The sequence below is a fragment of the Streptomyces sp. BK022 genome, from assembly GCF_004217355.1.
In the GTDB taxonomy this organism is placed as follows: domain Bacteria; phylum Actinomycetota; class Actinomycetes; order Streptomycetales; family Streptomycetaceae; genus Streptomyces; species Streptomyces griseoluteus.
This window is the reverse complement of record NZ_SHKU01000002.1, coordinates 117,396-134,467: the sequence shown is the minus strand read 5'-3', so window position 1 is coordinate 134,467 and position 17,072 is coordinate 117,396. Positions and strand designations below refer to the sequence as shown.

Annotated in this window: 18 protein-coding genes; 8 read left to right on the top strand and 10 right to left on the bottom strand. The window is 72.1% G+C overall.

Annotation, left to right across the window (positions count from 1 at the left end):
• Positions 1-5: 5 nt before the first annotated feature.
• From EV284_RS06610 to EV284_RS06575, 8 genes are read right to left on the bottom strand one after another with little or no spacing between them, the layout of a single operon-like run.
• Complete coding sequence (locus tag EV284_RS06610) at positions 6-2,000, bottom strand: NADH-quinone oxidoreductase subunit L (protein WP_130331367.1); 1,995 nt, start codon at positions 1,998-2,000, stop codon at positions 6-8.
• A complete protein-coding gene (gene nuoK, locus EV284_RS06605; protein ID WP_130331365.1) occupies positions 1,997-2,377 on the bottom strand; it encodes an NADH-quinone oxidoreductase subunit NuoK in 381 nt (126 codons plus the stop codon). The genes EV284_RS06610 and nuoK overlap by 4 nt, the downstream gene beginning before the upstream one ends.
• Positions 2,377-2,979 carry an NADH-quinone oxidoreductase subunit J gene (locus EV284_RS06600; RefSeq protein WP_130331363.1) on the bottom strand — a complete coding sequence of 201 codons (603 nt, stop codon included), beginning with the start codon at positions 2,977-2,979 and terminating at the stop codon, positions 2,377-2,379. Before EV284_RS06600 ends, nuoK begins: the two co-directional genes overlap by 1 nt.
• On the bottom strand, positions 2,976-3,566 hold the full coding sequence (locus EV284_RS06595; protein WP_130331361.1) for an NADH-quinone oxidoreductase subunit I: 591 nt from the start codon (positions 3,564-3,566) through the stop codon (positions 2,976-2,978). Before EV284_RS06595 ends, EV284_RS06600 begins: the two co-directional genes overlap by 4 nt.
• Complete coding sequence (locus EV284_RS06590; protein ID WP_130331359.1) at positions 3,566-4,534, bottom strand: complex I subunit 1 family protein; 969 nt, start codon at positions 4,532-4,534, stop codon at positions 3,566-3,568. The genes EV284_RS06595 and EV284_RS06590 overlap by 1 nt, the downstream gene beginning before the upstream one ends.
• Complete coding sequence (locus EV284_RS06585) at positions 4,531-5,784, bottom strand: NADH-quinone oxidoreductase subunit C (protein ID WP_130331357.1); 1,254 nt, start codon at positions 5,782-5,784, stop codon at positions 4,531-4,533. The genes EV284_RS06590 and EV284_RS06585 overlap by 4 nt, the downstream gene beginning before the upstream one ends.
• Complete coding sequence (locus EV284_RS06580; protein ID WP_130331355.1) at positions 5,781-6,398, bottom strand: NADH-quinone oxidoreductase subunit B; 618 nt, start codon at positions 6,396-6,398, stop codon at positions 5,781-5,783. Before EV284_RS06580 ends, EV284_RS06585 begins: the two co-directional genes overlap by 4 nt.
• Positions 6,389-6,805 (bottom strand): NADH-quinone oxidoreductase subunit A, encoded by a 417-nt coding sequence (locus EV284_RS06575; protein WP_051720453.1) that lies wholly within the window; start codon positions 6,803-6,805, stop codon positions 6,389-6,391. The genes EV284_RS06580 and EV284_RS06575 overlap by 10 nt, the downstream gene beginning before the upstream one ends.
• Before the next feature lie 220 nt (positions 6,806-7,025).
• On the opposite strand from EV284_RS06575, the gene EV284_RS06570 reads away from it, so the two are divergent.
• The 5 genes from EV284_RS06570 (at position 7,026) to EV284_RS06550 (ending at position 13,511) form a co-directional block, all read left to right on the top strand.
• Positions 7,026-8,225: a sensor histidine kinase gene (locus EV284_RS06570; protein ID WP_130331353.1), complete on the top strand. Its 1,200-nt coding sequence runs from the start codon at positions 7,026-7,028 to the stop codon at positions 8,223-8,225.
• 107 nt (positions 8,226-8,332) lie between these two features.
• Positions 8,333-9,652, top strand: a complete 1,320-nt coding sequence (locus tag EV284_RS06565; protein ID WP_130331351.1) for a sensor histidine kinase — start codon at positions 8,333-8,335, stop codon at positions 9,650-9,652.
• A gap of 67 nt (positions 9,653-9,719) precedes the next feature.
• On the top strand, positions 9,720-10,379 hold the full coding sequence (locus tag EV284_RS06560; protein WP_278045819.1) for a response regulator transcription factor: 660 nt from the start codon (positions 9,720-9,722) through the stop codon (positions 10,377-10,379).
• A 152-nt stretch (positions 10,380-10,531) separates the two neighbouring features.
• Positions 10,532-12,460: a 2-oxoacid:acceptor oxidoreductase subunit alpha gene (locus EV284_RS06555; protein WP_130331349.1), complete on the top strand. Its 1,929-nt coding sequence runs from the start codon at positions 10,532-10,534 to the stop codon at positions 12,458-12,460.
• Positions 12,453-13,511 carry a 2-oxoacid:ferredoxin oxidoreductase subunit beta gene (locus EV284_RS06550; RefSeq protein ID WP_130331347.1) on the top strand — a complete coding sequence of 353 codons (1,059 nt, stop codon included), beginning with the start codon at positions 12,453-12,455 and terminating at the stop codon, positions 13,509-13,511. Before EV284_RS06555 ends, EV284_RS06550 begins: the two co-directional genes overlap by 8 nt.
• A 20-nt stretch (positions 13,512-13,531) precedes the next feature.
• Here the strand turns inward: EV284_RS06550 and EV284_RS06545 are convergent, their stop codons facing one another.
• Positions 13,532-13,930, bottom strand: coding sequence for a helix-turn-helix domain-containing protein (locus EV284_RS06545; protein WP_130331345.1), 399 nt, complete (start codon positions 13,928-13,930; stop codon positions 13,532-13,534).
• A gap of 95 nt (positions 13,931-14,025) precedes the next feature.
• On the opposite strand from EV284_RS06545, the gene EV284_RS06540 reads away from it, so the two are divergent.
• The 3 genes from EV284_RS06540 to EV284_RS06530 all read left to right on the top strand — a co-directional run bounded on the left by EV284_RS06540 (position 14,026) and on the right by EV284_RS06530 (position 16,418).
• The gene (locus EV284_RS06540) at positions 14,026-14,892 is read left to right on the top strand and encodes an SDR family oxidoreductase (protein WP_130331343.1); all 867 of its coding nucleotides are present in this window, start codon (positions 14,026-14,028) and stop codon (positions 14,890-14,892) included.
• 133 nt (positions 14,893-15,025) lie between these two features.
• Positions 15,026-15,982 carry an EamA family transporter RarD gene (gene rarD / locus EV284_RS06535; RefSeq protein ID WP_130331341.1) on the top strand — a complete coding sequence of 319 codons (957 nt, stop codon included), beginning with the start codon at positions 15,026-15,028 and terminating at the stop codon, positions 15,980-15,982.
• Positions 15,975-16,418, top strand: a complete 444-nt coding sequence (locus EV284_RS06530; RefSeq protein ID WP_130331339.1) for a hypothetical protein — start codon at positions 15,975-15,977, stop codon at positions 16,416-16,418. Before rarD ends, EV284_RS06530 begins: the two co-directional genes overlap by 8 nt.
• Here the strand turns inward: EV284_RS06530 and EV284_RS06525 are convergent.
• Complete coding sequence (locus tag EV284_RS06525; RefSeq protein ID WP_130331337.1) at positions 16,410-16,961, bottom strand: NUDIX domain-containing protein; 552 nt, start codon at positions 16,959-16,961, stop codon at positions 16,410-16,412. The genes EV284_RS06530 and EV284_RS06525 overlap by 9 nt on opposite strands.
• Between the last annotated feature and the right edge of the window lie 111 nt (positions 16,962-17,072).

Genomic DNA, 17,072 nt, shown 5'->3' with positions numbered 1-17,072 from the left:
CCCGCTCACGCTCCCGAGGCGACGAGGAGGACGGCGACCGTCAGGACGACGGTGCCGGCGAGCAGCGCGCTCACATAGGTCTGCACATTGCCGGTCTGCGCCCGCCGCACGGCCGCGCCGAGCAGCCGGGGCAGGGCGGCGGCGCCGCGTACGTAGGTGTCGACGACCTCGCGGTCCAGGAAGCGCACCAGGCTCGCCGCGCCCAGGACCGGGCGGACGAAGAGCGCCGAGTACACGGCGTCCAGGTGGAACCCCGCGGCGGCGGGCCCGTACAGCGGGCCGAGCAGCAGGCGGCCGGGGTCGGCCGGGTCGGGGGCCTCGGCGATGTCGCCGTACGCCGGTTCGTGGGCGGCGATGGCCTCGGCCTCGGCCAGGCCCGCGTCGCCCTCCGGGTGGGCGGCGACGGCACCCAGCGGGACCCGGGGCGCCCGGGCCGCGGCGCGCTGCCAGGCGCCGTAGGCCAGCAGGCCGCCGACCACGGCGAGGCCGGTGCCGAGGAGGGAGGTGAGCAGGGTGGGCGCGAGGCTCCGGCCGTCGAACCAGCCGGGCAGCGTGCGGTAGGCGAGCGCGCCGAAGGCCAGCGAGGGCACGGCCAGCACCCAGAGCACCACGGTCATGGTCAGCGGCTGGCGCCCGTGGTCCGGGGCCTCCGCGCCCCGGCCCCGGAAGGCCAGCAGCCACAGCCGGGTGGCATAGGCGGCGGCGAGCAGGGCCGTGGCGAGCGCGGCGACGAGCACGATCCAGCCGGCGGCGCCCGGTGCCGGGCCGGGGTGGCCGGTGGCGAGGCGCTCGGCGGCGCCGAGGACGGACTCCTTGGAGAAGAACCCACTGAACGGCGGGATCGCGGCCAGGGCGAGCAGGGCCACGGTCATCGTCCAGAAGGCGTCCGGGACCCGGTCGCGCAGGTGGCTCATCCGGGACATGGCCGCCAGCGAGTTGGTGCCGGCGGCGTGGATCACGGCTCCGGCGGCGAGGAACAGCAGCGCCTTGAAGGCGCCGTGGGCGAGGAGGTGGAAGACGGCGGCACCGCGGTCGCCGACGGCGAGGGCGCCGGTCATGTAGCCGAGCTGGCCGATCGTCGAATAGGCGAGGACGCGCTTGATGTCGTCCTGGGCGAGCGCGGCGAGGCCGGAGCCCAGCATGGTGACGGCGGCCATCACCGCGAGGACGGTCATCGCGGCGGCGGACGCCTCGAACACGGGGAGGAGGCGGGCGGTGAAGTAGACACCGGCGGCGACCATCGTGGCCGCGTGGATCAGCGCGGAGACCGGCGTGGGACCCGCCATCGCGTCGGGGAGCCAGGTGTGCAGCGGGAACTGCGCCGACTTGCCCGCCACGCCCGCGAGGAGCAGCAGGGCGATCAGGGTGGGGTGGCCGAGTCCGCCGGCGGCCACGGCGTCGAGGACGCGGGTGATGCGGAAGGACCCGGCGTCGGTGCCGAGCGCGAACAGGCCGATCAGGAACGGGACGTCACCGAGCTTGGTGACCAGGAACGCCTTGAGGGAGGCGGCGCGGGCCTCGGGGGTGCCCCAGTAGTGGCCGACCAGGAAGTAGGAGCAGATGCCCATGACTTCCCAGCCGACCAGCAGCACGATCAGGTCGCCGGAGTAGACGACGAGGAGCATCGCGGAGGTGAAGAGGGAGACGAGGGCCGCGTAGGAGGGGTAGCGGGGGTCGTCGCGCAGGTAGCCGGTGGAGTAGATCTGCACGCAGGTCGCCACGAAGGCCACCAGGATCGCGACGAGCGCGGCGAAGCCGTCGATGTGCAGCGCCAGGTCGACGGGGACCGACCCGGTGGGTGTCAGCAGGGTGTACGCGTCGACGGCCCGGCCGCCGCCCTGGCGGGCCGCCACCAGCGCGGCCAGCACGAGCGAGGCCAGCGGCGGCAGCACGGCGAGCGGGCGGACGAAGCCGGGCGCGGTGCGGCCCAGCAGGAGTCCGGCGGCGGCGCCGAGGAAGGGCAGGAGGGGGACGAGCGCGGCGAGGGTGGTGGTGGTCACGCGGTGGCCTCAGCCTTCTCGGTCCCGGAGGCGTCGGGGTGGTCGGGGTCGTCGCCGGGGGTCTCGGCGGTGTCGCGGAGCCTGTCGATGTCGGCGGTGCCCCGGTCTCGGTGGACGGCGAGGACGATCGCCAGGCCGATGCCGATCTCGGCTGCCGCGATGGCGATGGTGAACAGGGTCAGCGCCTGGCCGGAGTGCAGGGTGTCCTGCGCGGCCCGGCTGAGCCAGACGTCGAAGGCGACGAGGTTGAGGTTGACGGCGTTGAGCATCAGCTCGACCGACATCAGGACCAGGATGGCGTTGCGGCGGGCGAGGACCCCGTAGAGGCCGGTGCAGAAGAGGAGGGCGGCGAGTACGGCGGGGTAGGCGAGGTGCATCAGCGGACGCCTTCCTTGTCGCCGGGGGTCCTGGCCGGGCTCGGGGTGCCGGCGGCCTGCTCGGCCTTGGTCTTGCGGGACAGCACGATCGCGCCGACCAGCGCCGCGAGGAGCAGGACGGACAGCGCCTCGAAAGGCAGGACCCAGTGCCGGAAGAGACTCTCGCCGGTGACCCGGGTGGTGCCCGCGGCCGGGCCGTCCAGGTCGATCCAGGTGGCGCGGAACGCGTCCGCCACCACCCAGACCAGGGCGCCCGCCGAGCCCGCGGCGACGACCAGCGCGGGCAGCCGGTTGCCCGAATCGGCGTCCGGGGAGCGGCCGATGGGGGCCCGGGTGAGCATCAGCCCGAAGAGGAGGAGGACGACGACGGAGCCGACGTAGATGAGGACCTGCACCCAGGCGATGAACTCGGCGGTGAGCAGGAGGTATTCGACGGCCAGGCCGCCGAGGGTGACGACCAGCCACAGGGCGGCGTGCACCAGCTGGCGGGTGGTGACGGTGACCAGCGCGGCGCCGAGGGTGACCAGGCCGACGAGGAGGAAGGCGATCTCGACGCCGGTCGGGGACAGGAAGCCGTGCGGGGCGGTGGCGGCGAGACTCACTGCTCTCCCTCCTGGTCCGGGTCCTGGCCGGCCTGCTCGGCCGCCTGGGCCTGCTCGGCCGCCTGGGCGGCGGCCAGTTTGTCGGCGCTCTTGCGGGCGGCCGCGATCTCCTTCGGCTCCTCCGCGTGCGGGTCCAGCGCGGGCGGGGCCGGGACGGTCCACATCCACTCGCGGAGCTTGTCGCGCTCGTGGGTCAGTTCGCGGATGTCGGTCTCGGCGTACTCGAACTCCGGGGACCAGAACAGCGCGTCGAAGGGGCAGACCTCGATGCAGATGCCGCAGTACATGCAGAGGGAGAAGTCGATGGCGAACCGGTCGAGGACGTTCCGGCTGCGCTCGCGGCCGCCGGGGGTGGCGGCCGGGACGGTCTCCTTGTGGGAGTCGATGTAGATGCACCAGTCGGGGCACTCACGGGCGCAGAGCATGCAGACCGTGCAGTTCTCCTCGAACAGGCCGATCACCCCGCGCGTGCGGGGCGGAAGGTCGGGCTGGACGTCCGGGTAGCGCTCGGTGACGGTCTTCCTCGTCATCGTGCGGAGGGTGACGGCGAGGCCCTTGGCCAGGCCGGAGCCGAGTACGGGGGACATCAGGCGGTCACCACCTTGACGACGCCGGTGAGGGCGATCTGGGCGAGGGCGAGCGGGACGAGGACGGTCCAGGAGAGCTTCTGGAGCTGGTCCTCGCGCAGCCGGGGGTAGGTGACGCGGAGCCAGATCACCAGGAAGGCCAGGATCGCGGTCTTCACCAGGGTCCACACCCAGCCGAGCCCGTCGGCGCCCCAGGGGCCGTGCCAGCCGCCCAGGAACAGCACGGTGGTCAGACCGCACAGGACGACGATCCCCGCGTACTCCGCGAGCAGGAACAGGGCGAAGCGCAGACCGGTGTACTCGGTGTACGCGCCGAAGATGATCTCCGAGTCGGCCACCGGCATGTCGAACGGCGGCCGCTGCAGTTCGGCCAGTCCGGCCACGAAGAACACCACCGCGCCGGTGAGCTGCCAGGGCAGCCACCACCAGTGGAAGGCGGTCACGATGCCGGGCAGCGAGACCGTGCCGGCCGCCATCGCCACGGAGGCGGCGGCGAGCAGCATCGGGAGTTCGTAGGCGAGCAACTGGGCGGCGGTGCGCAGGCCGCCGAGCAGGGAGAACTTGTTCGCGCTGGCCCAGCCCGCCATCAGCGAGCCGAGGACGCCCACGCCCATCACCGCGAGCACGAAGAAGATGCCGGCGTCCAGCACTTGGCCCACGGCACCGGCGCCCGGGCCGATCGGGATGGCGAGCAGTACGAGGAGGTACGGCAACAGCGCTACGGCAGGAGCCAGTTGGAAGACGCGGCGGTCGGCTCCCGCCGGGACCACATCCTCCTTCTGCGCGAACTTCACCCCGTCCGCCACGAGTTGGGCCCAGCCGTGGAAGCCGCCCGCGTACATCGGACCGAGGCGGCCCTGCATGTGCGCCATCACCTTGTGCTCGGTCTGCCCGATGACCAGCGGGAACGTCAGGAACACCACGAACACCACGACGAGTCGCAGGGCGACGTCCAGCACGTCGTTCACTGCGCGCCTCCTGCGGGGTCGTCGGGGGTGTCGGTGGGTTCGGGCTCGGGAGCGGGGGGCGTCTTCGGCGGCTCGTCGGCCTCCTCGAAGGCCGGGCGGGCGTGATGCCAGGGCGCGTCGGCGCTGCGACGCCGCGCCGGCTCGGCCGGTGTTGCGGGCTCGGCAGGCGTTGCGGGCTCGGCAGGCCCGGTCGACCCGCTCGGCCCGCTCGGGCTCGAAGACTCGGTCGGGCTCGAAGGCGCGGTCGGCTCTGCCGGTACCGAGGGCTCAGCGGGCTCGGGTGCCCCGGTGCGCTGCGAGGCCGATCCCTGCGAGGCGCTGCGCGATCTGCGCGGCCCCCTGGGCGCCTCGGTCGGCGTCTCGGCAGGGGCCTCGGCACCCTCCGGAGCCCCCTGACTCGCCGACCCCTGACTCGCACTCCGCATCCGGCGAGGCGAAGCCCCGGCACCCGGCTCGCCCGTGCCCTGGCCGGCCGAGTCCTCGCCGGCACTCCGCATCCGGCGCGGCCCAGCGGCACCCTCCGGCTCCGGAGCCCCCTGACTCGCCGACCCCTCACTCGCGCTCCGGGCCCGCCGAGGTCGCACGGCCTCCTGCGCCGCGTCACTCCCCGGCTCCCCCGCGGTCCGGGTACGCCGAGCCGGACGCTCTCCAGCCGCCGCGCCCCGTGCGGGACGCGACGGCGCCGGCGGCAGCTGGCCCTTCAGCGGGCCCCACTCGTTGGGGTCGGGCACACCCGGCGGCAGCATCTGGCGCCGCTTGGGACCGCCGTGCTCCGACTCGCCCGGCTCCTTCGCCCCCGGCCACGCCTTGGCGACGCGGGCGGCGAGGACGAAGTCCTTGCGGAGGGGGTGGCCCTCGAAGTTCTCCGGCAGGAGAAGGTGGTCCAGCGCGGGGTGGCCCGTGAAGTCGACCCCGAACATCTCGTGGGTCTCCCGCTCGTGCCAGGCGGCGCCCGCGTACACGCCGACGGCGCTCGGCAGCACCGGCGCCTCGTGCGGGACGGTCGTGCGCACCAGCAGGCGGCGGACCGGGTGCAGGGCGACGACGTGGGCGGAGACCCGGAACCCGGTTCCCGGTTCGTCGACCGCGCTCAGCCAGTCGAAAAAGGTGCAGGTCAGCGTCGTACGAGCCGTCTCGAGCGCGGTGAGCCACGCGGCGGGGGGCACGTCGACGGTGAGGACGTCGTACGACTCCTCGGCGGTGGCGTCGGGGCCGAAGAGCTCCTCCACGGGGGCGGGCAGCCAGCTCATCGCTCGGTCCCCTCCGCGGCGGGAGCCGCCGGCGGACGCACCAGACCGCTCTGGAGCGCGGCGGCGGACGGCCGGGCCGCGCCCCCCTTGCCGTACCGCTCCGCCAGGGACTCGCGGGCGATCTTCTCCTGGAGCTTGAGGATGCCCTGGAGCAGCGCCTCGGGGCGCGGCGGGCAGCCCGGCACGTACACGTCGACCGGGATGATCTGGTCGACGCCCTTGGTGACGGAGTAGGAGTCCCAGTAGGGCCCGCCGCAGTTGGAGCAGGCGCCGAAGGAGATGACGTACTTCGGCTCGGGCATCTGCTCGTACAGCCGCTTCACCGCGGGCGCCATCTTGTCGGTGACCGTGCCGGAGACGACCATCAGGTCGGCCTGGCGGGGGCCCGGCGCGAAGGGGATGACGCCGAGCCGGATGAAGTCGTGGCGGGCCATCGACGCGGCGATGAACTCGATCGCGCAGCAGGCGAGGCCGAAGTTGAAGACCCAGAGCGAGTAGCGGCGGCCCCAGTTGAGGACGACCTTCATCGGCTCGGGGGCGAGCCGGGCCAGCGCGCCCAGCCGCTTCGGCTCGGGCAGCAGTACCGGCTCGGGGGCGGCCGGGTTCACGTCCATGTCAGGACGCCCTTCTTGTAGGCGTACAGCAGGCCGACGGCGAGGAAGCCCAGGAAGATGAACATCTCCACCAGGGTGGCCGCGCCGTAGCCGGGGGCGGCGAAGACCGTCGCCCAGGGGAACAGGAAGATCGAGTCGACGGCGAAGATGACGTACAGGAAGGCGTAGACGTAGTACCGGACCTGGGTGTGGGCCCAGCCCTCCCCGACGGGGTCGACGCCGCACTCGTAGGTCATGAGCTTCTCGGGGGTGGGCACCACGGGCCGCAGCAGGCGGCCGGCGCCGAAGGCGGCCGCCACGAAGAGCACGCCGACGACAGCGAGCAGGCCCACGACCGAGTAGGACCCGAAGTAGTCCGACGCGGTGCCGCCCGCGGCGACCGTCGTCACCCCCAACGTCTCCCGCACCGTCCGTCCCTCGCTCCCTGACCGGGTGTCTCCGTGACCTCCGGGCGCCCTGTGACGGACGCGGCCGGAGGTTTGCGTACGCACGGGAGTCTAGGCCCTGATAAAGCGCCGGTAAGCAGCCCGTGACGGGCTGCGAGGCCCGGGGTGGGGTTTTCCCCAGGGCCCGGAAGGCGGTCCACCGCATGGCGTACGGGCCTTCGGGCACGGCAGGCTGGCCGCCATGACCGCTCCCGCTCCCGCCGCCGGACCGGCCGGCGACCCCGGCCGTCCGCCGTCCGCCCGGCTCGCCTTCGACGCGCACACCTGGAAGGAGATCGCGCATCTCCTGCTGAACCTGCCGCTGGCGGTGGTGGGCTTCGTGTACGCGGTCACCGTGCTGTCCGTGAGCGGGGGTCTCACCGTCACGGTACTCGGGCTGCCGCTGCTGGCGGGCTCCCTGCTGGGCGCCCGGCTGCTGGGCCGGCTGGAGCGGGCGCGGGTGCGCGGGCTGCTCGGGGTGCGGGTGCCGGAGCCGTCGCCGCTGCCGTCGGCGCGGGGCGGCGGGGTGGTGCGGCGGCTGTGGCAGGCGCTGCGGGACCCGGTGGGCTGGCGGTCCCTGCTCTACTGCCTGATCCGGCTGCCCTGGGGCGTGCTGACCTTCACCACCGTGCTGGTCTCGCTCTTCGTGCTGTGGCCGCTGCTGGGCTATCTGGCGCGGGGACTGGCGAACGTGGACCGGGCGCTGGCCCGCGCCCTGCTGGCGCCGTCGGACGAGCTGGAGCGCCGGATAGCGGAGCTGGAGTCGGACCGGGGTGTCGTCGTCGACACCGCCGCCGCCGACCTGCGCCGTATCGAACGCGACCTCCACGACGGAGCACAAGCACGCCTGGTCAACCTCGCCATGGGACTCGGACTCGCCAAGGAAAAACTCCACCACGACCCCGAAACAGCCGCCCGCATGGTCGAAGAAGCCCACGGCGAAGCCAAAACCGCCCTCAAAGAACTCCGCGACCTCGCCCGAGGCATCCACCCCGCCATCCTCACCGACCGAGGACTCGACGCAGCCCTCTCCCACATCGCCACCCGCTGCACCGTCCCCGTCACCCTCACCGTCGACCTCCCCACCCGACCCGCACCCGCCATCGAAGGCATCACCTACTACACCGCCAGCGAACTCCTCCAGAACATCAGCAAACACAGCCACGCCCGCACCGCCACCCTCGACCTCCGGCACACCCCCCACCACCTCACCCTCCAGATCCACGACGACGGAACCGGCGGAGCCGACCCCACCCACGGCACCGGCCTCGCAGGACTCGCCGAACGCCTCGACGCCGTCGACGGCACCCTCACCATCGACTCCCCACCCGGCGGACCCACCCTCATCACCGCCGAACTGCCCTGGCGGGACCGGGAGGACGAGCGCCGCGCCGGCCGGTAGGGAAAACCCCCTGGTCGAGACGGGGACGCACGCCATGGTCCGCACCAGGTGCGGACGAGCAGGCTTCAGCAGGCAAGCCCAGACGAGGAGAACGGGGACCCCCACCGATGGCCACGCACCACACGCCCTACCGGGATGAGCCGGCCCGCCACCGCCTCCCCGCCGCGCTGCGGGCGCCGCTGGCGGCGCGGACCTGGCGGGAGCTGGGCTACGCGCTGACCGGACTGCCGGTGGCCGTCGCCCTGTTCGTCTGGACGGTCACGATGGTCTCGCTCGGCGCCGGCCTGCTGGTGACCTTCCTCGGGGTGCCGGTCCTCGCGCTGGCCCTGGTCGGCTGCCGGGGCTTCGGGGCGCTGGAGCGGGCGCGGGCCGGGGCGCTGCTGAAGGTGCGGGTGGCCGCGCCGGAGCCGCTGGACCCCAGCGGGCCGGGGCTGCTGCCCTGGCTCGGCGCGGTGCTCAAGAGCGGCTCGTCCTGGCGGCATCTGGTGTACGCGCTGGTCCACTTCCCGTGGGCGGTGCTCTCCTTCTCGCTGGCCCTCAGCTTCTGGACGTACGGCTGGGCGCTGCTGACGTACCCGCTGTGGTTCTGGGTGTTCCCGATGTGGGCCGGGCAGGGCGGCATCCAGCTCTACGGGGACGACCACCACAGCGTCTACCTGGACAACCCCTTCGAGATCACCGTGACCGCGCTGGTCGGGCTGGTGTTCACGCTGCTCACGCCGTGGCTGCTGCGGGCCCTGACCACGGTGGACGGGCTGCTGGTGCGCGGCCTGCTCGGTCCCTCCCGGCTGACGGCCCGCGTGGAGGAGCTGGAGTCGGACCGGGGTGTCGTCGTCGACACCGCCGCCGCCGACCTGCGCCGTATCGAACGCGACCTCCACGACGGAGCACAAGCACGCCTGGTCAACCTCGCCATGGGACTCGGACTCGCCAAGGAAAAACTCCACCACGACCCCGAAACAGCCGCCCGCATGGTCGAAGAAGCCCACGGCGAAGCCAAAACCGCCCTCAAAGAACTCCGCGACCTCGCCCGAGGCATCCACCCCGCCATCCTCACCGACCGAGGACTCGACGCAGCCCTCTCCCACATCGCCACCCGCTGCACCGTCCCCGTCACCCTCACCGTCGACCTCCCCACCCGACCCGCACCCGCCATCGAAGGCATCACCTACTACACCGCCAGCGAACTCCTCCAGAACATCAGCAAACACAGCCACGCCCGCACCGCCACCCTCGACCTCCGGCACACCCCCCACCACCTCACCCTCCAGATCCACGACGACGGAACCGGCGGAGCCGACCCCACCCACGGCACCGGCCTCGCAGGACTCGCCGAACGCCTCGACGCCGTCGACGGCACCCTCACCATCGACTCCCCACCCGGCGGACCCACCCTCATCACCGCCGAACTGCCCTGGCGCGCCTGACGGAGCTGGAATGCTGGGCCTCCTTGTCGGCAGGCGTGTGGGGGCTCGGGGAATCGTGGAGAACAAGGTGCGTGTGGTCATCGCCGAGGACTCGGTGCTGCTCAGAGAGGGGCTGACCCGGCTGCTGACCGACCTCGGCCACGAGGTGGTGGCCGGGGTCGCCGACGCGGAGGCGCTGCTCGCCACCATCGCGGAGCTGGCCGGCCGGCAGGAGCTGCCGGACGTGGTGGTGGCGGACGTACGGATGCCGCCGACGCACACCGACGAAGGGGTGCGGGCCGCCGTGGAGCTGCGCGGCCGGCACCCGGACCTCGGGGTGCTGGTGCTGTCGCAGTACGTGGAGGAGCGCTACGCCACCGAACTGCTGGCCGGCTCCAGCCGGGGCGTCGGCTATCTGCTCAAGGACCGGGTCGCGGACGTGCGCGAGTTCGTCGCCGCCGTGGAGCGGGTCGCCGAGGGCGGTACGGCACTGGACCCGGAGGTGGTGGCGCAGCTGCTGGGCCGCAGCCGCAAGCAGGACGTGCTGGCCGCGCTGACCCCGCGCGAGCGGGAGGTGCTGGGGCTGATGGCGGAGGGCCGGACCAACTCGGGGGTGGCCCGGCAGCTCGTGGTGAGCGACGGCGCGGTGGAGAAGCACGTCGGCAACATCTTCATGAAGCTGGGCCTCACCCCGAGCGACGGAGACCACCGGCGTGTTCTGGCGGTGCTGACCTACCTGAACTCCTGACGGCACCCAGACTGGGCGGTGTGGCGAGTCCACATAACGGGAGATACCCAAGCGATCCTCGGAAGCCGACCCTGAGCGACGTAGGGTTGACCCTGGGATTGGTCCGGGGGAAGACCGCCCCCGGACGGCCGCCTCGAAGGAGGTCCAGTTCAGTGACCAGTCAGGTCAGCAGCCCGGCGGAGCAGGCCGACGAGAACGCCGCCGGCAAGCAGCGCAGACCGGGCGGAGCGAAGGACGTACGGCGCCTGAACCGGGTGATCATCCGGTTCGCGGGGGACTCCGGTGACGGTATGCAGCTCACCGGGGACCGGTTCACCTCGGAGACCGCGTCCTTCGGCAACGACCTCTCCACCCTTCCCAACTTCCCCGCCGAGATCCGCGCGCCCGCCGGCACCCTGCCCGGCGTCTCCTCTTTCCAGCTCCACTTCGCCGACCACGACATCCTCACCCCGGGCGACGCGCCGAACGTACTGGTCGCCATGAACCCCGCCGCCCTGAAGGCCAACATCGGCGACCTGCCGCGCGGCGCCGAGATCATCGTCAACACGGACGAGTTCACCAAGCGGGCGCTGGCGAAGGTGGGGTACGCCGACTCCCCGCTGGACGACGGCTCGCTCGATGGTTATCACCTGCACCCGGTACCGCTGACCACGCTGACGGTGGAGGCGCTGAAGGAGTTCGACCTCTCCCGCAAGGAGGCCGAGCGCAGCAAGAACATGTTCGCGCTGGGGCTGCTGAGCTGGATGTACCACCGGCCGACCGAGGCCACCGAGAAGTTCCTGACCACCAAGTTCGCCAAGAAGCCGGACATCGCGGCGGCCAACGTGGCGGCCTTCCGCGCGGGCTGGAACTTCGGCGAGACGACCGAGGACTTCGCCGTCTCCTACGAGGTGGCGCCGGCCGCGCGGGCCTTCCCGCCCGGTGTCTACCGCAACATCTCCGGCAACCTGGCCCTGGCGTACGGGCTGATCGCCGCCTCCCGGCAGGCCGATCTCCCGCTGTTCCTGGGCTCGTACCCGATCACCCCGGCCTCCGACATCCTGCACGAGCTGTCGAAGCACAAGAACTTCGGTGTGCGGACCTTCCAGGCGGAGGACGAGATCGCGGGCATCGGCGCGGCGCTGGGCGCGGCGTTCGGCGGTTCGCTCGCGGTGACGACGACGTCGGGGCCGGGGGTGGCGCTCAAGAGCGAGACGATCGGGCTCGCGGTCTCGCTGGAGCTGCCGCTGCTGGTGATCGACATCCAGCGCGGCGGCCCGTCGACGGGTCTGCCGACCAAGACCGAGCAGGCCGACCTGCTGCAGGCGATGTACGGGCGCAACGGTGAGGCGCCGGTCCCGGTGGTGGCCCCGCGCACCCCGGCCGACTGCTTCGAGGCGGCGCTGGAGGCGGCCCGGATCGCGGTGACCTACCGGACCCCGGTGTTCCTGCTCTCCGACGGCTACCTGGCCAACGGCTCCGAGCCGTGGCGCATCCCCGACCTCGACGAACTCCCCGATCTCCAGGTGCGGTTCGCGCAGGGCCCGAACCACACGCTGGAGGACGGCACCGAGGTCTTCTGGCCGTACAAACGGGACCCGCGCACGCTGGCCCGCCCCTGGGCGGTGCCGGGCACACCGGGGCTCGAGCACCGTATCGGCGGCATCGAGAAGCAGGACGGCACGGGCAACATCTCCTACGACCCGGCCAACCACGACCTGATGGTCCGCACCCGCCAGGCGAAGATCGACGGCATCGACGTCCCCGACATCGAGGTCGACGATCCCGAAGGCGCCCGGACGCTGGTGCTCGGCTGGGGTTCGACGTACGGCCCGGTCACGGCGGCGGTACGGCGGCTGCGCACGGCCGGCGAGTCCATCGCCCAGGCGCACCTTCGCCACCTCAACCCCTTCCCGGCGAACCTCGGCGAGGTCCTGAAGGGGTACGACAAGGTGGTGGTCCCGGAGATGAACCTCGGGCAGCTCGCCCTGCTGATCCGGGCGAAGTACCTGGTCGACGCCCGCTCGTTCAACCAGGTCAACGGCATGCCGTTCAAGGCGGAACAGCTCGCCACCGCGCTCAAGGAGGCCATCGATGACTGACTCCGCACGCGAGCTGCTCCAGCTTGTCCCCAAGGCCGAGGGCAAGCAGTCGATGAAGGACTTCAAGTCCGACCAGGAGGTCCGCTGGTGCCCCGGCTGCGGTGACTACGCGATCCTCGCGGCCGTGCAGGGGTTCATGCCGGAGCTGGGGCTGGCCCGGGAGAACATCGTCTTCGTCTCGGGCATCGGCTGCTCGTCCCGCTTCCCCTACTACCTGAACACCTACGGGATGCACTCCATCCACGGTCGCGCCCCGGCCATCGCCACCGGGCTCGCGTCCTCGCGGCGGGACCTGTCGGTGTGGGTGGTCACCGGTGACGGCGACGCCCTGTCCATCGGCGGCAACCATCTGATCCACGCGCTGCGCCGCAATGTGAACCTGAAGATCCTGCTGTTCAACAACCGGATCTACGGCCTCACCAAGGGCCAGTACTCGCCGACCTCCGAACTCGGCAAGATCACCAAGTCCACGCCGATGGGGTCGCTGGACGCGCCGTTCAACCCGGTGTCGCTGGCGCTCGGCGCGGAGGCGTCGTTCGTCGCCCGGACCATCGACTCCGACCGCAAGCACCTGACCGAGGTGCTGCGGGCGGCCGCCGACCACCCCGGCACCGCGCTGATCGAGATCTACCAGAACTGCAACATCTTCAACGACGGTGCCTTCGACGCCCTCAAGGACAAGCAGCGGGCCGAGGAGGCGCTGATCCGGCTGGAGCACGGTCAGCCGGTGCGGTTCGGCGCGGACGGCTCGCGGGGTGTCGTACGGGACCGGACCGGTGAGCTGGCGGTGGTCACCGTGACCCCGGACAACGAGGCGGACCTGCTGGTCCACGACGCGCACGCCGCCTCCCCCACCACGGCGTTCGCGCTGTCCCGGCTGGCCGACCCGGACACCCTGCACCACACCCCGATCGGGGTGTTCCGGGCGGTGGACCGGCCGGTCTACGACAGCCTGATGTCCGAGCAGCTGGACACCGCGATCGAGCAGCAGGGCAAGGGCGATCTGGGCACGCTGCTGGCGGGCGGGGACACCTGGACGGTCGTCGGCTGACGTTTGCGCGTGGCGGCGTCCTACGAGGTCCGGGAGCGCGTCTCCCGGACCTCGTCGTATGCGCGGCGGGCCTTCTCCACCTGCTCCAGGCGGTCCTCGGTCCACCCGGCCAGCGCCCTGACCTGCTCGGCGGCCTCGCGGCCCAGGTCGGTGAGCGAGTAGTCGACGCGGGGCGGGATGACCGGCTTGGCGTCCCGGTGGACGAGGCCGTCGCGCTCCAGGGTCTGGAGCGTCTGGGTGAGCATCTTCTCGCTGACCTCGCGCCCGCCCCAGCGGCCGACCGCCCGCCGCAGCTCCCCGAACCGGTAGGAGCGGTCCAGCAGCTCGATGAGGACGAGGGTGCCCCAGCGGCTCGTCACATGCTCCAGCACCAGCCGCTGCGGGCACAGGGCCTCGCCGGCCTTGTTGCTTACCTTCATGGCAGTACCTTACTTGAAAGTGGGTACTGTCTTTTGGTTAGCGCCCTCCCTAGGGTTAGCGACATAACCCCGGTCTTCCCCCTAGGAGTAACCCCATGAGCATCGTCGTCACCGGAGCCACCGGACACCTCGGCCGCCATGTGATCGCCCAGTTGCTGGAGCGGGTCCCGGCCGAGGAGATCACCGCGGTCGTGCGGGACAAGGCCAAGGGCGCCGGGTTCGCCGAGCGCGGTGTGCGGCTGGCTGTCGCCGACTACAACGTCCCCGAGACCTTCGACGGCCTCTTCTCGGCCGGCGACAAGGTGCTGCTGATCTCGGGCAACGAGTTCGACAAGGGCCGGGTGGCCCAGCACCAGGTCGTCATCGACGCGGCGAAGGCGGCGGGGGTGGCGCTGCTCGCGTACACCAGCGCGCCGGGCACCCTGACCGCGACGCTGGCCGACGACCACCGGGCGACCGAGGAGGCGGTGCTCGCCTCCGGGCTGCCGTACTCGCTGCTGCGCAACGGCTGGTACCACGAGAACTACACGGAGAACCTGGCACCCGTGCTGGCCCACGACGCGGTGGTGACGGCCGCGGGCGAGGGCCGTGTCTCCTCCGCCGCGCGTGCCGACTACGCCGCCGCGGCGGTCGCCGTGCTGACCGGCGAGGGCCACGAGAACACCACGTACGAGCTGGGCGGCGACGTGGCGTGGGGCTTCGCGGAGTACGCGGCCGAGCTGAGCGCGCGGACGGGGCGGACGATCAGCTACCGGTCCGTGTCCGGGGAGACCCTCAAGGGCATCCTGACCGGCGCGGGGCTGCCGGACGCGTTCGCGGAGATGCTGGTCGGGGTGGACGCGTCGATCGCGCGGGACGAGCTGGTGGTGCCGGGCGGGGAGCTGTCCCGGCTGATCGGGCGGCCGACGACGCCGCTGGCCGTGGCGGTGGAGGAGGGGCTGAAGGCGGCGCAGGCCGGCTGAGCGGGTTCGCCGGGCGGGCGCCCCCAACCCACCCTCCGTCCGGTCATGACCGTATGGCGATACGGGCATGACAGGCGGGGTGGGGCGGCGTTACCTTCGTCCTCGCGTGGCGGATTGCGAGAAGGAGGACCCCGTGGTCGGGACGTCCAAGGGTGAACACCGGATAGGGCTGCTGAACGGCATCGCGGCGTACGGGATGTGGGGGATGGTTCCCCTCTTCTGGCCGCTGCTGAAGCCGGCCGGGGCCATGGAGATCCTGGCCCACCGGATGGTGTGGTCCCTGGTCTTCGTCGCCGTGGCGCTGGTGTTCACCCGGCGGTGGGCGTGGGCGGGCGAGCTGTTGCGCCAGCCGCGGCGGCTCGCGCTGATCGCGGTGGCCGCCGCTGTCATCACGGTGAACTGGGGCGTCTACATCTGGGCTGTGAACTCGGGTCACGTGGTGGAGGCGTCGCTCGGGTACTTCATCAACCCGCTGATGACGATCGCGCTGGGCGTGCTGCTGCTGAAGGAACGGCTGCGGCCGACGCAGTGGGCGGCGGTGGGCGTCGGCCTCGCGGCCGTCGTCGTCTTGGCCGTGGGCTACGGCCGGCCCCCGTGGATCTCCCTCTGCCTGGCGGTGAGCTTCGCGACGTACGGCCTGGTAAAGAAGAAGGTCAACCTGGGCGGCGTGGAGTCCCTGGCCGCCGAAACGGCCATCCAGTTCCTCCCCGCCCTCGCCTACCTGGTCTGGCTCAGCACCCATGGCGACCTCACCTTCGCCACGGAGGGCCCCGCCCACGCGACCCTCCTCGCCTCCACCGGCATCGTCACGGCCCTCCCCCTGGTCTGCTTCGGCGCCGCCGCCATCCGGGTCCCCCTCTCCACCCTCGGCCTCCTCCAGTACCTGGCCCCCGTCTTCCAGTTCCTCCTCGGCATCCTCTACTTCCACGAGGCCATGCCCCCCGAGCGCTGGGCCGGCTTCGCCCTGGTCTGGCTGGCGCTGGTCCTGCTCACCTGGGACGCGATGCGCTCCGCACGGCGGGCGCGGGTGGTGGCGATGTCCCGCCGGACCGATCCGGCCGCGGCCGCGGTGGAGGCGGTCGATGTCTGAGGGGTTGGCCACGCGGGGGGAGTTCGACGCGGTGGTCATCCGGACCGACTACACCGACGAGCGGGCGTGGCGGGCCCTGGCGGCGACGCTGCCCCCGCACGTCCACGTCGTCGACGACCCCTCCTGGTCCGGGGCGACCGTCGACCGCGTCCTGACGGCGACCCGCGACGCCGAGGACCTGAGCGTCGTCTTCCTCGCGGACACCACCACGACGCACTCCCGTCCGCCCGCCCTCCTCGCGGTCACCACCCTGACCCGCGAGGACTGCGAGGACGCCGAGGACCACGCCCGCCTGACCGAGTCCGGCCCCACCTTCCGCACCACCCCGGCCGGCGTCCCCGACATCCACGCCAACCTGAGCCTGGGCAACCTGGGCTTCGAGGAGTACGCGGCCTGGGCGGGGGAGAGCCCTGATGGGGTGTACCGGTCAGCTTGAGGTACGGATCGCGGTGAGCACCCGCCGCCGCAACGTCGCGTCGGCGAGGGTGTCCGGGCTGCGCCACTCCCACCCGCTCACCTCCTCCTCCTGCAACGTCACCTCGACGGGGCCCGCCGTCCTGAACAGGTAGCGCACGTCCGCGTGCTGGTGTGCGGGTTCGCCCTCGGCGTCGTTCGCGGGGATGTCGTGCACGTCGATGTGCACGGGCCGGGGCGACAGGGGCGCGACGCCCGCCGCGATGCCCGTCTCCTCCCGGAGCTCGCGCGAGGCGGCATCCATCAGGGATTCGTCCTCGGCCTCCAGGTGCCCGCCGGGCAGGAGGTACTTACGGAAGATGTTGTGCCGGACGAACAGCACGTCGCCGCAGCCGTCGACCAGCACCGCCCCCGCCGTAACATGCAGGGGACCGGTACCGCGGCCGGTGAGGTCGTCACCTCGGTCCAGCCCTTTCAGCACGCCGGACAGCGCGGCCTTCTCGGCGGGATGCGCGGCGAGATACTCGCTCACCGTCGCGCGGATGTGTTCGGGAGTGATCGGCATGATTCGGTCACCGTTCGCCGGAGAAGTGGAGCCATGTCGCGGCGATTCTGCTCCGGTCCGCGCGGAGGTGCCGTAACTCGCCATGTGTGGCGGGCTTCAGCCATATAAAGG

Coding starts and splice junctions, on each gene's coding strand:
- nuoK (WP_130331365.1), bottom strand. CDS start 2,377: ATGCACCTCGCCTACCCCGCCGTACTCGCCGCCCTCCTCTTCTGCACC.
- EV284_RS06595 (WP_130331361.1), bottom strand. CDS start 3,566: ATGTCCCCCGTACTCGGCTCCGGCCTGGCCAAGGGCCTCGCCGTCACC.
- EV284_RS06585 (WP_130331357.1), bottom strand. CDS start 5,784: ATGAGCTGGCTGCCCGCCCCCGTGGAGGAGCTCTTCGGCCCCGACGCC.
- EV284_RS06580 (WP_130331355.1), bottom strand. CDS start 6,398: ATGGACGTGAACCCGGCCGCCCCCGAGCCGGTACTGCTGCCCGAGCCG.
- EV284_RS06570 (WP_130331353.1), top strand. CDS start 7,026: ATGACCGCTCCCGCTCCCGCCGCCGGACCGGCCGGCGACCCCGGCCGT.
- EV284_RS06565 (WP_130331351.1), top strand. CDS start 8,333: ATGGCCACGCACCACACGCCCTACCGGGATGAGCCGGCCCGCCACCGC.
- EV284_RS06550 (WP_130331347.1), top strand. CDS start 12,453: ATGACTGACTCCGCACGCGAGCTGCTCCAGCTTGTCCCCAAGGCCGAG.
- EV284_RS06545 (WP_130331345.1), bottom strand. CDS start 13,930: ATGAAGGTAAGCAACAAGGCCGGCGAGGCCCTGTGCCCGCAGCGGCTG.
- EV284_RS06540 (WP_130331343.1), top strand. CDS start 14,026: ATGAGCATCGTCGTCACCGGAGCCACCGGACACCTCGGCCGCCATGTG.
- EV284_RS06530 (WP_130331339.1), top strand. CDS start 15,975: ATGTCTGAGGGGTTGGCCACGCGGGGGGAGTTCGACGCGGTGGTCATC.
- EV284_RS06525 (WP_130331337.1), bottom strand. CDS start 16,961: ATGCCGATCACTCCCGAACACATCCGCGCGACGGTGAGCGAGTATCTC.